We start from the raw sequence: 13,857 nt of genomic DNA on the forward strand, positions 1-13,857 counted from the left end.
ACCGTGCTCCCCATGCTCCAGACCGGGTGGGGTGCACCCCGACTGGATTTTGAGTATGAATGCAGCACTACCTGATGTTTCGATCACTGATGTTTCTTCAAACCTGAGTCCACTCGCCTGGGTGGGTATGCAGGGTATCGACCTACCCATCACTGTAGCTGAGCCGGGTTACCGCCGTGATTTGCACGCGCGCGCCGACGTGCAGGTCGACCTGCCTGCACCGCACGTCAAGGGCATCCATATGTCCCGGCTGTACCGATTGCTGGATACCCTGGGCCAGGGTGAAGCACTGTCGCCCGCCGGCCTACACCAGTTGCTACAGACCATGATCGACAGCCATCAAGACTGCGACAGCCGCAGTGCACGGCTGCGTCTGAACGTGGATCTGCTGGTGCGCCGGCCAGCTTTGGTCACACAAGACCTTTCAGGCTGGAAGTCCTACCCGATCCGCCTCGACGCCTCGCTCATCGACGGTAGGTTCGACTGCCGCGTGCAGGTCACAGTAGGTTACTCGTCGACATGCCCCTGTTCGGCAGCTCTGTCTCGACAGCTGATCGAACAAGGGTTTCAGGAGGCCTTCGAAGGGCAGGAGACTATACAGACGGCCAGCGCGGCAGCCTGGCTGCGTCGCCATGCCTCTCTGGCAACGCCACACAGCCAACGTAGTGAAGCGGTGGTCGCCGTGAACGCCACCGGCGAGGCCACCACGCTTGGTTTGCTGCCACTGATCGAGCGTATTGAGCAGGCAGTCGGCACACCAGTGCAAACGGCCGTCAAGCGTGCCGATGAACAAGCGTTCGCATCGCTCAACGGCCAAAACCTGATGTTCGTCGAAGACGCGGCGCGTCGTATCGAGGCTGCCTTGTACGGCTATATACGGCCCAGCATTCACGTCCGTCATCTGGAGAGCTTGCACCCTCATGATGCCGTGGCTTGGGCCTCTCCGTTGCCTGAAGGAGTACTTACATGAGTTCCGGATCCACCCGCAGTCTGATTCCTGTCACGCTACTGACTGGCTTTCTCGGCAGTGGCAAGACGACCGTGTTGAACCACCTCGTGCAACAAGCCGAGATGGCAGATGCCTTGGTCATCATCAACGAATTCGGCGAGATGGCGCTGGATCACTTGCTGGTTGCTCACAGCACTGAAAACTTAGTCATGGAAATGAGCAGCGGTTGCCTGTGCTGCACCATCCGTGGCGATCTGGTGAAAACACTCCGCGACATCACCTGGCGCTTCTCGCGCAATGGCGAGAGGCAGTTCCATCGTGTGCTGATCGAAACAACGGGGCTGGCAGATCCGGCACCGATCATTCACACCTTGATGACCGATCCGCAGATTGCCTCAAGGTACCGACTTGACGGCATCGTCGCGACAGTTGATTTGGCAACCGGATCGAACACGCTGGATCAGCATGCCGAGGCAATCAAACAAGTTGCGATGGCCGATACATTGCTGCTGACCAAGGCCGATCTTGTCTCAGAAGCGCAGCGAACCCAATTACTCCAACGTCTGGCCGCAATCAACCCGGCGGCCCCGCAGTGGGAGGTTTCTCGCGGCGAAATCGCTCCCGAGAAGGTGCTCAACCTAGGACTGTTCTCGCCCGAGAGCAAGACACCGGACGTAGCACGCTGGCTACGCGAAGAAGCCTACGTCGAGGACGTACCGCATACGCACGGGCATGAACATGGGCACGGGCACGGGCACGGGCATAGCGAGCATGAGCATGACAGCCATGAACACGGGCATGGGCATACGCATGAACACCATGATGTGAATCGACATGACGATCACATCCGGGCGTTCTGCTTTGCTGTGGACGATCCGATCCCGGAGGACTTGCTTGTGGGGTGGCTGGAGGTGCTGATGAGTCTGCTCGGCAGCAACATCTTGCGCGTCAAGGGCATCTTGAATGTTGAAGGGCAGGACAAGCCGATTGTTGTGCATGGGGTTCAGCATATCTTCCACCCTCCCGTTCCGTTACCCGCTTGGCCGACCGACGATCATCGTTCTCGGTTGGTCTTTATCACGCAGGATGTGAGTAAAAGCGCGATCGAAGCCACTTTCCGGGCCTTCCAGCAGGTCATCCCGCAAGCCACGGAGTCCGCTCAATGACACCCCACATCCGCCTGTACAACACCTTGACGCGCCAAAAGGAGCCGTTGCGCACCGAACAACCCGACCGGGTGACGATGTATGTGTGCGGCCCTACGGTCTATAACTTCGCCCATATCGGCAATGCGCGCCCCGCCGTGGCCTTTGACTTGCTTTCCCGACTGCTGCGGCACGACTACCCACAGGTGATCTACGCACGCAACTTCACCGACGTGGATGACAAGATCAATGCCGCTGCAGCCGCTGCGGGCGTTCCCATCAGTACCATCACCCATCGCTATATCGACGCCTACCATGAGGATATGCAAGCACTGGGTGTGTTACCGCCTGAACTCGAACCTCGTGTCACCGACCACATCCCTGCGATCATCGAGCTGATTCAAACGTTGGTCAAACGGGGCCACGCCTACATCGAGCAAGGGCATGTGTTGTTCCATGTATCGTCCTATCCAGACTATGGGCGACTGTCAGGCCGACGCACCGAAGACATGCTGGCAGGCGCTCGTGTGGAAGTTGCTCCGTACAAACGCGACCCGCTGGACTTTGTGCTCTGGAAACCGTCGACGCCGGACCAGCCAGGCTGGGACAGCCCATGGGGCCGAGGCCGACCCGGATGGCATGTTGAGTGCTCGGCCATGATCGGACAGCACCTGGGGCACACCATCGACATTCACGGCGGTGGGCAGGATCTGATCTTCCCCCATCACGAAAATGAAATCGCACAGGGTACTTGCGCACACGGCACGCTCTATTGCCGCACCTGGGTGCACAACAGCTTCGTTACCGTGGATGGGCAGAAAATGTCCAAGTCACTGGGCAATGTGCTGTTGGTGCGCGACCTGCTGGAACAGGCGCCGGGAGAAGCAATCCGGCTGGCACTGCTGTCCACTCACTACCGGCGACCGCTGGACTGGAACGCCCAACGTCTCCAGGCCGCGAAACAGACCTTGACGCGCTATTACGAGAGCCTGGCAAAGGTCGAACAGGTACCTATCCAGCCCCAAACCGAGGTAGATCCCGAGGTATTGGTGGCGTTGCACAATGATCTGAATGTCCCAAACGCCTTGGTGCGGCTGCACGTTCTGTTGAAGCAACTCGATGACGCGGTCACCCCGGTTCAACAATCACATGCCAAGTCTTTGTTGCTGGCTTCTGCGGGATTGATGGGACTCCTCCAACAGGAGCCCCATGCCGCCCTGGCAACGCTACGTCCGACAACGCCGTTAGCCGCCACGCAGTCTGCCGATGACGAGAGGCTTAAGGCTCTTCTAGTGCAACGTGAACAGGCGCGCCAGCATCGCAACTTCGCCCGAGCGGATGCGCTGCGCGAGGAGTTGGAAGGCCTGGGCTTCATGGTTGAAGACACCTCTACCGGACCACTGCTACGCCCAGTTGCCAAGGAGCCTGCATGAAGCGCTGGCCCTCACAACTGCTGGTGCTACTGGTGCGTGGCTACCAATTATTCATCAGCCCGATGCTCGGTCAACGTTGCCGCTTCCACCCCACGTGCTCGCAATACGCCATTGAGGCGCTGAGGACCCATGGCGCGCTCAAAGGCTCATGGCTCACCCTGATGCGCCTTGGGCGCTGCCACCCTCTCCATCCTGGTGGATACGACCCGGTGCCGCCCACCAGGTCCGGCAAGGAGGACGGTCAATGCTGATCCGCAAGCTGTTCAAGTTCGAGAACGCCCATATCGTGCGTGGTTGCAGCACTCAACGCTGCGCTTATTCGATCCATGGGCACTCTTACAAGGTCGAGCTTCTGCTGGAGGCCCATGCGCTGGACAACGGCCAGATGATCTATGACTTCGGCTTGCTCAAAGGCGACATCCGCGACCTGATCGACGCCTTCGACCATGCCGTCGCCTTGTGGTCGGGAGACGACCCTGACTATCTAGCAACCATGCGCAAACACTCTGAGCGCTGGGTACTGATCCCTGTATCGCCCAGTGCCGAGCAGTTCGCTCGGTTGTTTTTCCGACTCGTCGATACCGCACTTTCGCTGACCGTCATGGCCAATGGCGAAGACGACGTGCGGCTGCATTCGGTCATCGTCCATGAAACCGAGACAGGTTATGCGCAGTGCTTCCGCGAGGATGTCGACAATCCGCGCATGGGTCAAATAGACCTAGACAGCATCACCTTCTCGCCGGCCGTCATTCAAGAGTGGCGCGATCCAAACCTTTTCGAGCGCCTCAAGCGTGGTGAGTCCCAAGAAAATCCCCGCCCTGGGGAGAGGTACATGCACCAGGCACATGCAACCCATGTGGATTCCGATCAAGGAGGTACCCATGCGTAGCCTTGACGTTGTGATTGTCGGTGCTGGTCCGGCCGGCATCGGCATGGCACTGACCTTGGCCAAACTACCGACACTCCGCTATGGCGTGCTGGAAGGTGGACGCATTGGTGAGTCCTTCCACCACTGGCCACAACAAACTCGCTTTATCACTCCGTCCTTCCATAGCAACCCATTCGGACTGACCGACCTCAATGCCGTCAACGAAGGGAGTTCGCCGGCAATCGTCACCGGGTCTGAACACCCGAGTGGTGAACAGTACGCCGGCTATCTGACGTTCATCGCCCAGGAACATGAACTCCCCATCATTGAGGACTGCAAGGTGCTGCAGGTCGTGCCCGCGCCAGAGGGCGGGTTCGTTCTTTCCACGGAACAGGGCGAATTGCACAGCCGCTTCCTGATCTGGGCAACGGGTGAATACCAGTTCCCCGATCTTGCTCCTTTCCCAGGTGCTCAATGGTGCCCCCACTATGCGCAGGTCAGTACCTGGGAAGATTTCAACGCACCGCGTTACACGGTGATCGGTGGCTATGAGAGTGGCGTCGACGCGGCGGTTCAACTGGTTCGGCTGGGCCGTACAGTGCGCCTGTTGGCCCGCAAATCCACCTGGGACCCTGACAGCCCTTACGATCCCAGCCTGTCGCTGTCACCCTATACCCGTGGCCGACTTCTCCAGGCGATGGAGACCAGACAGCTGGAGATCGTGTTCGGTGTCGACGTACTGGCCGTCACCCAAGAAGCAGAAAACCGCTACCGAATCCATGCGGGTGACGGTCGATACTGGGATGAAGAACACCCTCCCATCCTTGGTACAGGTTTTCTCAAGGGCGGCGGAGCACGTCAGATCGCCGACCTCTGGGAGTGGGACAACGAAGATCGACTCGTACTGAGCGAGTTGGACGAATCCACCCGCACCCCTGGGCTTTTCCTGGTTGGCCCGCAGGTGCGCCACGACCCGCTCATTTACTGCTTCATCTATAAATTCCGCCAGCGCTTCGCAGTGATTGCCGGCCATGTCGCGGAACGCCTGGACATCGACGCCTCGGCCTTGAACACAGGTGATGGGGCCTGGGGGCCGTTTGGCAATAGCGATTGCTGCGAGGGGTGCGAATGCTGACTCCATCTTCACCGGAACGGCTGCCCGGCGTGGCCGTGACCTCTTTCCTGCTGGTCGCCGCGATCGTGACCGGCGGCGTGTTAGGCCACTTTCTGCCCGACACCGGGCAATGGTTGGGCGAGCGCGTCGATCACACGCTGCTCGCGCTGGTCGGCCTGCTGTTCTTCGGCGTGCGCTTCGGTGCGCTGGTGCAGGCGGCGGGCCACCTGCGCTTCCTGGTCATCGCGCTGCTGGCCAACTTCTTGCTAGTGCCGCTGATCGGCTATAGCGTGGCATCACTGTTCCTGTCCGCGCATCCGCTGTTCATGGTCGGGCTGGTGATCTACTTCATGTCGCCCTGCACCGACTGGTTCCTGGGTTTCACCCGCCTGGCCGGCGGCAACGTGGCGCTGGGCACGGCGCTGATCCCGATCAACATGGTGGTGCAGTTGCTGCTCTACCCGCTGTACCTGCAGTGGTTCACCCACCAGACAGTGCAAGTCGAGGCCGGCACGCTCGGGGATACGCTGCTGCACTGGTTCCTGGTGCCGCTGGTGGTTGCCGTGGTGCTGCATCAGGCTGGTCGCTGGCTGCTGGGACAGGCTCGCTTCGAGCGGGTGCTGCACTGGGCCGACCAAGCCACGCCGTGGGTGATTGCCCTGCTGGTACTGGAGATTTTCTCCGCCAACATCCCGGTGATCCTGGAACACCGTTCGGTCTTCGCCTGGGTGCTGCTGGCGGTCTTTGTGTTCTTCGTGCTCACCTTCCTGCTGGGTGAAGGCATCAGCCGCCTATTTCGGCTGCGCTACCCCGAGCACGCGCTGCTGACCATGACCATTGCCGCGCGCAATGCGCCGCTGATGCTGGCCGTGACCATGGCCGCGCTGCCGGATCAGCCTCTGGTCTATGCCGCTCTGGTGATCGGCATGCTGGTCGAATTCCCACACCTGACGGCATTGCGGCGCTTGCTACTCGCCGCTAGCCGTCGCTTTCCACCTTCGGGCACACCGTCAACGCCAGCCGAAAGCGGGCTGCCGAACAGTCCTGCCGCCATCGCCTCGCCGCCATCGCTAGGACATAAATGATCCAGGAAAACCCGCGCGGTGATTTACCAAAGCCTCATCGAGGCACTTCAGAAAGAGAAGTACATGACCAGCAAAACTTTTACCGACCAGTTGGTGGTCGATAGCCTTCAACTGTGGTGCGACAACGTCGTCCGGATTGGCAAGATCCACTCAGAAGGTGGCGATGTGGCGGCCACAGCAGCGCAGATACTCAGTGACAACTACGACTATGACAAGGGCAAGGTGCTGTTCAAGCCGACGTTGACCTTCGGTCTACAGACCTTTCGCTCGACCAAGGAAGGCGCACTTTCCTACTTCATTGGCGGCAATCCCGAGTTTCCAGACGACAAGGGTTTCAAGCTCAAGCCTTGGGTGAAGGTCTGGTTCAACAAACTCGATTATGTGCTTCATGGCGACCTTGCAATCGTTCAGTGCAACGTTCACTTCGTCGGAGGTGACGATAGCCACATTTTCGTCAACAAGAGTTTTGTCTTCAAGATTTGCGATGACGGCAGGGTCAGAATTGTCCTTCATCAGTCGTCGTTACCGTTTCATCCACAGGCGCCACAGTAAATGACCTCGACTGCTTCCAATCAGACTTTCGTAATCACCTTGCCAGATGGATCGAAGCGTGAGTTCGGTCTCCCCGTGACGGTGCTCGACGTTGCTCAATCCATCAGCCCCGGACTGGCCAAAAACACTGTGGCGGGCAAGCTTGACGGTCGTTTGGTCGATGCTTGCGACCTGATTGACCACGACGCCGCGCTGCTGATCATCACCCCCAGGGACGAAGAAGGGCTGGAAATCATCCGGCACTCGTGTGCGCACTTGGTCGGCCACGCCGTCAAGCAGCTCTTTCCTTCCGCCAAGATGGTTATCGGTCCGGTAATCGACGAAGGTTTCTACTACGACATCGCCTACGAGCGTCCCTTCACCCCCGAGGACATGGTCGCCATTGAGGCGCGCATGCACGAACTGATCGCCAGGCACTACGATGTCGTCAAGCGCGTACTGCCGCGTGACGAGGTGATCAGCCTATTCCAGGAGCGTGGCGAAGACTACAAGCTGCGCCTGATCTCGGACATGCCGGACGAGAAGACCATGGGCATGTACTTCCACGAGGAATACGTGGACATGTGCCGTGGTCCTCACGTGCCCAATACACGCTTTCTCAAGGCTTTCAAGCTCACCAAGCTGGCCGGCGCCTACTGGCGCGGCGATGCCAAGAACGAGCAGCTCCAACGCATCTATGGGACGGCCTGGGCCGACAAGAAGCAGCTCGACGCATATATCCAGCGGCTTGAAGAAGCCGAGAAGCGGGACCATCGCAAGTTGGGACGCGAGCTGGATCTGTTCCACTTTCAGGAAGATGCACCGGGCGCGGTGTTCTGGCACCCACGTGGCTGGGCCGTGTTCCAGGAACTGATTGCCTACATGCGCCGCCGCCAGCAGGATGCCGGCTATGTGGAAGTGAACTCCCCAGACGTGATGGATCGCAGCCTTTGGGAAATCTCTGGGCACTGGCAGAACTACCGCGATCATATGTTCACCACCGAGACCGAGGACGGCCGCGCGCTGGCGCTCAAGCCGATGAACTGCCCCGGCAGCGTGCTGCTGTATCGCCACGGCCTCAAGAGCTACCGCGACTTGCCGATCCGCATGGGAGAGTTCGGCAAGGTGCACCGTTACGAACCCTCGGGTTCGCTGCATGGCCTGCTACGGGTTCGCCACTTCACCCAGGACGATGCGCACATCTATTGCACGCCGCAGCAGATGGACGGCGAATGCAGGGAGATCGTCTCACTGGTGTTGGACATCTACCGCCAGTTCGGCTTCGAGGACGTGCGCATCAAGCTCTCGACCCGCCCCGATAACCGTATGGGCGACGACGCGACCTGGGATCTGCTCGAAGGCGCACTGATTCAAGCGCTGGAGGGTATGGACCTGGAGTACCAGCTCAACCCTGGTGAAGGCGCCTTCTACGGCCCGAAGCTGGAATTCGTGCTACGCGATGCTATCGGCCGCGACTGGCAGTGCGGCACCCTGCAGGTAGATATGAATCTGCCCAAGCGCTTCGGTATCGAATACGTGGACGAAGACGGCCAGCGCAAACCTCCGGTCATGCTGCACCGTGCCCTGTTCGGTTCACTGGAACGCTTCACCGGCATCCTGATCGAGCACCACGCTGGCAAGCTGCCCGCCTGGCTCGCGCCCGTACAGGCTGTGGTGCTGTCGATCACCGAAGATCACACCGCCTATGTGCAGGATGTGGCCCAGCTGCTGCGCAGTGCTGGTCTACGCGCCGAGGCCGACGTGCGCAACGAGAAGATCGGCTACAAGATCCGTGAGCAGACGCTGCAGCGTATCCCGTTCCTGCTGGTGGCCGGCGCCCGGGAGCGCGATAACGGCACCATCGCCATCCGTAGCCGTGAGGGCGAGGATCTCGGCACGCTGCCCCTGGATCAAGCCGTGGCGTACTTGCTGGCCCAGGCGCAGGCCCCGGATCTGTCGACACGCCAGGCGGCGCTAAGCGACTTACGTGCCCGCTTGGCGACCTATGGCAACACTGCCGAGGCAAAAGCACCGCAAGAGGCCAGCGTATGAACGATCAACGCCTCCCCCGCCGTCATGCCGATCTGCTGGTTCAGGGCGGCACGGTCATCACCCCCAACGGGGCCGAGCGCATCGACGTGGCCTGCGTGGATGGCCGCGTCGTGGCACTGGGCGATCTGCAGCAGACCTGGAGTGCGGATACACAGCTCGACGCCTGCGGTTTGCATGTACTGCCCGGCGTGGTCGATAGTCAGGTGCATTTTCGCGAGCCTGGCCTGACTCATAAGGAAAACCTTGAGGCGGGCACTCGCGGCGCAGTGCTGGGCGGTGTCACGGCCATCTTCGAGATGCCCAACACCAGCCCGCTGACGCTCACCCCCTCCGACCTGCAGGCCAAGCTGGATGCGGCGAGTGGCCGCGCCTGGTGCGATCATGCCTTCTATATCGGCGGCTCGGCGGTCAATGCCGAGCAGCTGTTGGAGTTGGAAAACCTGCCTGGCTGCGCCGGCGTCAAGGTCTTCATGGGCAGCTCCTTCGGCGACCTGCTGGCCGACGATACCGAGGTGCTGCGCCGCATCCTGCGCCACGGTCGCCGCCGTATGGCCGTGCACGCCGAGGACGAAACCCGGCTGCGCGAACGCAAAGCTATCGTCGAGACCAGCGGCGATGTGCGCCAACACCCTGTGTGGCGCGACGAGACCAGTGCCCTGATGGCCACCCAGCGCATCGTGCAGCTGGCGGCAGAAACTGGCCGGCGCATCCACGTGCTGCACGTCAGCAGTGCGGCCGAAATGGAGTACCTGGCCAGGCACAAGAGCCGCGTTACGGTGGAAGTCACGCCGCACCACCTGACGATGCACGCGCCCGACTGCTACGAACGTCTGGGCAGCCTGGCACAAATGAATCCGCCAGTACGTGAACAACGCCACCAAGACGCACTGTGGCAAGGCATACGCGATGGTGTGGTGGACGTCATCGGAAGCGATCACGCCCCGCATACGCTTGACGAAAAAGCCAAGGCTTATCCGCAGTCACCCAGCGGCATGACCGGCGTACAAACTCTGCTGCCGCTGATGCTTGACCATGTACATGCGGGTCGCCTGAGCCTGCAACGCTTGGTCGACCTCACCAGCGGTGGCCCAGCACGCATCTTCGGGATTGAAGGCAAGGGTCGCATCGCCCTGGGTTTCGATGCCGATTTCAGCATCGTCGATCTGCAAGCACGCCGCACCATCCGCAATGACTGGATCGCCAGCGTTAGCGGCTGGACCCCCTATGACGGCGTGACCGTCACGGGGTGGCCTATTCATACGGTCGTGCGCGGCCATGTGGTCGTACGTGATGCGCATTTGGTTTCTCTTCAGCCGCCAGGCGAGCCTATTCGTTTTTTGGAAACAAATTCCTTGGGGCAACAAGGGGGCACGTATGCCTAACGCCGTTGAATTCGGAGGTGGATACGCAGTAACGCCTATGTGCCAGCAACTTCGATATTGGCCACGACACACGATCGAAGCGCCTTTCTGTCAACGAACCATGTGAGCAGCAAGGATTTCACTGACTGTCAGTGAAGTGTACCAACCCGTAAATGAAAGGAGAGTTCTCATGGCATCAACAACTTTTTTTATCCCTGCAGTCAATATGATGGGAGCGGGCAGCCTCAATGAGGCTATGCAAGCCATCCATAATCTCGGTTTCCGCAAGGTGTTGATCGTGACCGATGCGGGGTTGGCTTCTGTGGGGGTTCCAGACCAAGTTGCGCGTCTGTTGGCCGAAAAAGACATCGGAAGTGTCATCTTTGATGGAACCAAGCCGAACCCTACGGTTGCAAATGTTGAGGCTGGCTTGGCTATGTTGCATGCCAATCAATGCGACTGCGTGATTTCCCTCGGGGGTGGCTCGCCCCACGACTGTGCCAAGGGGATTGCACTTTGCGCATCTAACGGAGGGCACATCAGCGACTACGAAGGTTTGGATCGTTCCGCCAAGCCCCAACTGCCGCTGATTTCCATCAACACGACAGCCGGTACGGCCAGTGAGATGACTCGCTTTTGCATCATCACCGATGAAAAGCGGCATGTAAAAATGGCGATCGTCGATCGCAACGTTACCCCGATCCTATCGGTGAACGATCCCGAACTGATGGTGGGTATGCCTAAGGGGCTCACCGCCGCTACAGGGATGGATGCGCTCACGCATGCCGTCGAGGCGTATGTTTCGACGGCCGCAACACCAATCACCGACGCCTGCGCTATCAAAGCGATTGAACTGATTTCGGCGAATCTTCGAAACGCGGTCACCGACGGTAAAAATTTAGAGGCTCGCGAGAGCATGGCCTATGCGCAGTTTTTAGCCGGTATGGCATTCAACAATGCCTCACTAGGCTATGTACATGCGATGGCCCACCAGCTCGGTGGTTTCTATGATTTGCCACACGGGGTATGCAATGCCGTTTTACTGCCGCATGTCGAAGAGTTCAATGCCAGTGTGAGCGCAGCCCGTCTGCGCGATGTCGCGCAGGCATTGGGAGTGGATGTCCGACAATTGGACGCTGGGGCTGGAGCTGTTGCTGCAATCGCGGCGATTCGTCAGTTGTCCAAGGATGTTGGCATTCCTGCAGGGCTGAGCGAGCTTGGAGCAAAGCACAGCGACATTCCTGTCTTGGCAGAGAACGCACTGAAAGATGTTTGCGGTCTCACCAACCCCCGTCCTGCGTCGCAAGCTGAAATCGAGAGTATTTTTGCGGCGGCATTCTGATCCATCGGGGCGGCCCTTTGCCAGACATGCCGCGAGTAGTGGCACGTCTGGTGTCTCAACGTCACGACAGAGAAGCATAAGTTCATGTGGAATAGAGGAGCTAACATGGCAGAGTTAGGAAGTGTGTTTTTTTACGAGAGGACTTCCATTGAGCAAGTCGAAGAAGGCAATGAACTGGCACCGAAGTTCGACCGCGACGGTCTGATCGTCTGTGTGACCACCGATGCAGCCAACGGCGAAGTGCTCATGCTGGGCTATATGAACCAGGATGCCCTAGAAAAGACTATCGAGACGGGTGAGGCCCACTACTGGAGCCGGTCACGCCAGGCCTTATGGCACAAGGGCGCGACCAGTGGCCTAGTTCAGGTCGTAGAGGAATTGCGGATTGACGACGATCAGGACGCCGTGTGGCTGCGCGTGCGCGTCGCGGGCTCAGGCGCGAGCTGTCATGTGGGCTATCGGTCCTGCTTCTACCGCCGCGTCCCGGTCGGCAACGAGCGCGGACAGGGCGACACACTGATCTTTACCGAATCGGACAAGACGTTTGACCCGAAACAGGTCTACGGCGATGCACCCAACCCTACACAGCTCTGACGATGCCCGCTGGATGCGGCGAGCGCTTGATCTGGCGCAGGCGATGCGCGGTCATGTCTGGCCCAATCCACCTGTCGGCTGCGTAATCGTAAAGAACGGCATCTGCATTGGCGAAGGGGCCACTCAGCCCGGTGGCCGGCCTCATGCCGAACGGGTTGAGCTGGACATCGCCGGCGAAGCCGCCAGGGGAGCCACCCTGTACGTGACCCTGGAGCCGTGTTGTCATTGGGGCCATACCTCGCCATGCGCAGACGCTATTATCATGGCCGGTATCATCCGTGTGGTCGCTTCGCAACAAGACCCCGATCCACGGGTGAACGGAGGCGGCTTCCGACAGTTGGCTGAGGCGGGAATCGACGTCGCCATCGGCGAAGGGGCCAAGGAAGCCGCATGCATCATGATGGGCTTTCTGCACCGCGTGCACACTGGAACTCCGCATGTCACTTGGCTGAATGAGCCGGCCGGCAGGGTACCCGATGGAGAAGATGCTTTGTTGATGACCCAACAGGGTCTGCCCACCTTGGTACTGACCACTCAGCGCACCTTAGAAAACTCCAGCGTCCTTGATATCAACCGAGACACGGATGTCTTAGCTCACCTCGGTCAGCTCGGGCTGACCAGCGTCGCAATCTATACCGGTGATCCCTTCGCGGTTGCCTTGGGATCCCCGCGCCCTCTGGAGAATCCCTTATGACTTCATCCATTCCCACCTGGTACGTTGATCCTGACGCTGAAGCAGCTATGGCTGAAGGCCACGCGCCGATCTGGCGCCACTTGATCGGACTGATGCCTGAACACGATCTGTCTACCAAGACCGTGTTGGACTTCGGGTGCAACCAGGGCGGCTTCTTGCGCCACCTGCACGCACTACGGCCTTTTCGCAAAGCGCTGGGCGTGGACATTGCCGAGCAATCGGTGGCGCGGGCCAACGACCTCAAGGGCATGCTGCCTGTCCAGTACCAGACCGATGTGCAGCTAGTAGGCTGGGACGATCAGTTCGATATTGCCATCAGCCACGAAGTGATCTACCTCATTGAGGATTTGGCCGGCCATGCACAGGATATTTTGCGGGTATTGAAGCCAGGCGGTGTCTATTACGCGGTGACGGGCTGCCACTCCGACAATCCCTTGTGGCCGCGCTGGCGAGACCTGGTCGCCGAACGCACCAATACCGTGGTTCAGGATCGCTCGATCACCGATTACGCGGAAATTTTCAAAGCTGCAGGCTTCCTTGTTACCGCGAGAAAACTCGATTTCGATGGTTTTTTACCCTACATGCCAAGCGGATGGCTGCCGGATTTTCGCGATACGTTAGATTATTATACTCAGACAAAAATAGTCTTCCGATTGATCAAGCGAAATGATACTGAATGCTGAGTGCTG

General features: G+C 59.4%; 14 protein-coding genes. All 14 read left to right on the forward strand.

The window, feature by feature from the left end; translation table 11 throughout:
- Positions 1-55: 55 nt before the first annotated feature.
- The 14 genes from folE2 (at position 56) to DYL61_RS04355 (ending at position 13,851) form a co-directional block, all read left to right on the forward strand.
- A complete protein-coding gene (gene folE2, locus DYL61_RS04290) occupies positions 56-970 on the forward strand; it encodes a GTP cyclohydrolase FolE2 (protein WP_135307331.1) in 915 nt (304 codons plus the stop codon).
- Positions 967-2,115 carry a CobW family GTP-binding protein gene (locus DYL61_RS04295; protein ID WP_135307332.1) on the forward strand — a complete coding sequence of 383 codons (1,149 nt, stop codon included), beginning with the start codon at positions 967-969 and terminating at the stop codon, positions 2,113-2,115. Before folE2 ends, DYL61_RS04295 begins: the two co-directional genes overlap by 4 nt.
- Positions 2,112-3,527 (forward strand): cysteine--tRNA ligase, encoded by a 1,416-nt coding sequence (cysS, locus tag DYL61_RS04300; RefSeq protein WP_135307333.1) that lies wholly within the window; start codon positions 2,112-2,114, stop codon positions 3,525-3,527. The genes DYL61_RS04295 and cysS overlap by 4 nt, the downstream gene beginning before the upstream one ends.
- Positions 3,524-3,778 carry a membrane protein insertion efficiency factor YidD gene (gene yidD, locus DYL61_RS04305; RefSeq protein ID WP_135307334.1) on the forward strand — a complete coding sequence of 85 codons (255 nt, stop codon included), beginning with the start codon at positions 3,524-3,526 and terminating at the stop codon, positions 3,776-3,778. Before cysS ends, yidD begins: the two co-directional genes overlap by 4 nt.
- Complete coding sequence (locus DYL61_RS04310) at positions 3,772-4,416, forward strand: 6-pyruvoyl trahydropterin synthase family protein (protein ID WP_135307335.1); 645 nt, start codon at positions 3,772-3,774, stop codon at positions 4,414-4,416. The genes yidD and DYL61_RS04310 overlap by 7 nt, the downstream gene beginning before the upstream one ends.
- Positions 4,409-5,530 carry an NAD(P)/FAD-dependent oxidoreductase gene (locus DYL61_RS04315; RefSeq protein ID WP_135307336.1) on the forward strand — a complete coding sequence of 374 codons (1,122 nt, stop codon included), beginning with the start codon at positions 4,409-4,411 and terminating at the stop codon, positions 5,528-5,530. Before DYL61_RS04310 ends, DYL61_RS04315 begins: the two co-directional genes overlap by 8 nt.
- Positions 5,524-6,594: an arsenic resistance protein gene (locus DYL61_RS04320; protein ID WP_135307337.1), complete on the forward strand. Its 1,071-nt coding sequence runs from the start codon at positions 5,524-5,526 to the stop codon at positions 6,592-6,594. Before DYL61_RS04315 ends, DYL61_RS04320 begins: the two co-directional genes overlap by 7 nt.
- 63 nt (positions 6,595-6,657) lie before the next feature.
- Positions 6,658-7,146: a hypothetical protein gene (locus tag DYL61_RS04325; protein ID WP_135307338.1), complete on the forward strand. Its 489-nt coding sequence runs from the start codon at positions 6,658-6,660 to the stop codon at positions 7,144-7,146.
- Positions 7,147-9,177, forward strand: coding sequence for a threonine--tRNA ligase (gene thrS, locus DYL61_RS04330; protein ID WP_135307339.1), 2,031 nt, complete (start codon positions 7,147-7,149; stop codon positions 9,175-9,177).
- Positions 9,174-10,559, forward strand: a complete 1,386-nt coding sequence (locus DYL61_RS04335) for a dihydroorotase (protein WP_135307340.1) — start codon at positions 9,174-9,176, stop codon at positions 10,557-10,559. Before thrS ends, DYL61_RS04335 begins: the two co-directional genes overlap by 4 nt.
- 169 nt (positions 10,560-10,728) lie before the next feature.
- Positions 10,729-11,880 carry an L-threonine dehydrogenase gene (gene yiaY / locus DYL61_RS04340; RefSeq protein ID WP_135307341.1) on the forward strand — a complete coding sequence of 384 codons (1,152 nt, stop codon included), beginning with the start codon at positions 10,729-10,731 and terminating at the stop codon, positions 11,878-11,880.
- Between the two features lie 105 nt (positions 11,881-11,985).
- On the forward strand, positions 11,986-12,474 hold the full coding sequence (gene hisI, locus DYL61_RS04345) for a phosphoribosyl-AMP cyclohydrolase (protein WP_135307342.1): 489 nt from the start codon (positions 11,986-11,988) through the stop codon (positions 12,472-12,474).
- Entirely contained in the window at positions 12,449-13,168 is a 720-nt protein-coding gene (gene ribD / locus DYL61_RS04350; protein ID WP_135307343.1) for a bifunctional diaminohydroxyphosphoribosylaminopyrimidine deaminase/5-amino-6-(5-phosphoribosylamino)uracil reductase RibD, read from the forward strand. Before hisI ends, ribD begins: the two co-directional genes overlap by 26 nt.
- Positions 13,165-13,851, forward strand: a complete 687-nt coding sequence (locus tag DYL61_RS04355; protein ID WP_135307344.1) for a class I SAM-dependent methyltransferase — start codon at positions 13,165-13,167, stop codon at positions 13,849-13,851. Before ribD ends, DYL61_RS04355 begins: the two co-directional genes overlap by 4 nt.
- Positions 13,852-13,857: the final 6 nt, after the last annotated feature.

It is taken from the genome of Pseudomonas nabeulensis, assembly GCF_004682045.1.
GTDB lineage: Bacteria > Pseudomonadota > Gammaproteobacteria > Pseudomonadales > Pseudomonadaceae > Aquipseudomonas > Aquipseudomonas nabeulensis.

Excerpts from the sequence above, each read along its gene's own strand:
- DYL61_RS04325 (WP_135307338.1), top strand. The coding sequence starts at position 6,658 with ATGACCAGCAAAACTTTTACCGACCAGTTGGTGGTCGATAGCCTTCAA.
- yidD (WP_135307334.1), top strand. The coding sequence starts at position 3,524 with ATGAAGCGCTGGCCCTCACAACTGCTGGTGCTACTGGTGCGTGGCTAC.
- DYL61_RS04320 (WP_135307337.1), top strand. The coding sequence starts at position 5,524 with ATGCTGACTCCATCTTCACCGGAACGGCTGCCCGGCGTGGCCGTGACC.
- DYL61_RS04335 (WP_135307340.1), top strand. The coding sequence starts at position 9,174 with ATGAACGATCAACGCCTCCCCCGCCGTCATGCCGATCTGCTGGTTCAG.
- yiaY (WP_135307341.1), top strand. The coding sequence starts at position 10,729 with ATGGCATCAACAACTTTTTTTATCCCTGCAGTCAATATGATGGGAGCG.
- DYL61_RS04310 (WP_135307335.1), top strand. The coding sequence starts at position 3,772 with ATGCTGATCCGCAAGCTGTTCAAGTTCGAGAACGCCCATATCGTGCGT.
- folE2 (WP_135307331.1), top strand. The coding sequence starts at position 56 with ATGAATGCAGCACTACCTGATGTTTCGATCACTGATGTTTCTTCAAAC.
- hisI (WP_135307342.1), top strand. The coding sequence starts at position 11,986 with ATGGCAGAGTTAGGAAGTGTGTTTTTTTACGAGAGGACTTCCATTGAG.
- DYL61_RS04295 (WP_135307332.1), top strand. The coding sequence starts at position 967 with ATGAGTTCCGGATCCACCCGCAGTCTGATTCCTGTCACGCTACTGACT.
- thrS (WP_135307339.1), top strand. The coding sequence starts at position 7,147 with ATGACCTCGACTGCTTCCAATCAGACTTTCGTAATCACCTTGCCAGAT.
- ribD (WP_135307343.1), top strand. The coding sequence starts at position 12,449 with ATGCACCCAACCCTACACAGCTCTGACGATGCCCGCTGGATGCGGCGA.
- DYL61_RS04315 (WP_135307336.1), top strand. The coding sequence starts at position 4,409 with ATGCGTAGCCTTGACGTTGTGATTGTCGGTGCTGGTCCGGCCGGCATC.
- DYL61_RS04355 (WP_135307344.1), top strand. The coding sequence starts at position 13,165 with ATGACTTCATCCATTCCCACCTGGTACGTTGATCCTGACGCTGAAGCA.
- cysS (WP_135307333.1), top strand. The coding sequence starts at position 2,112 with ATGACACCCCACATCCGCCTGTACAACACCTTGACGCGCCAAAAGGAG.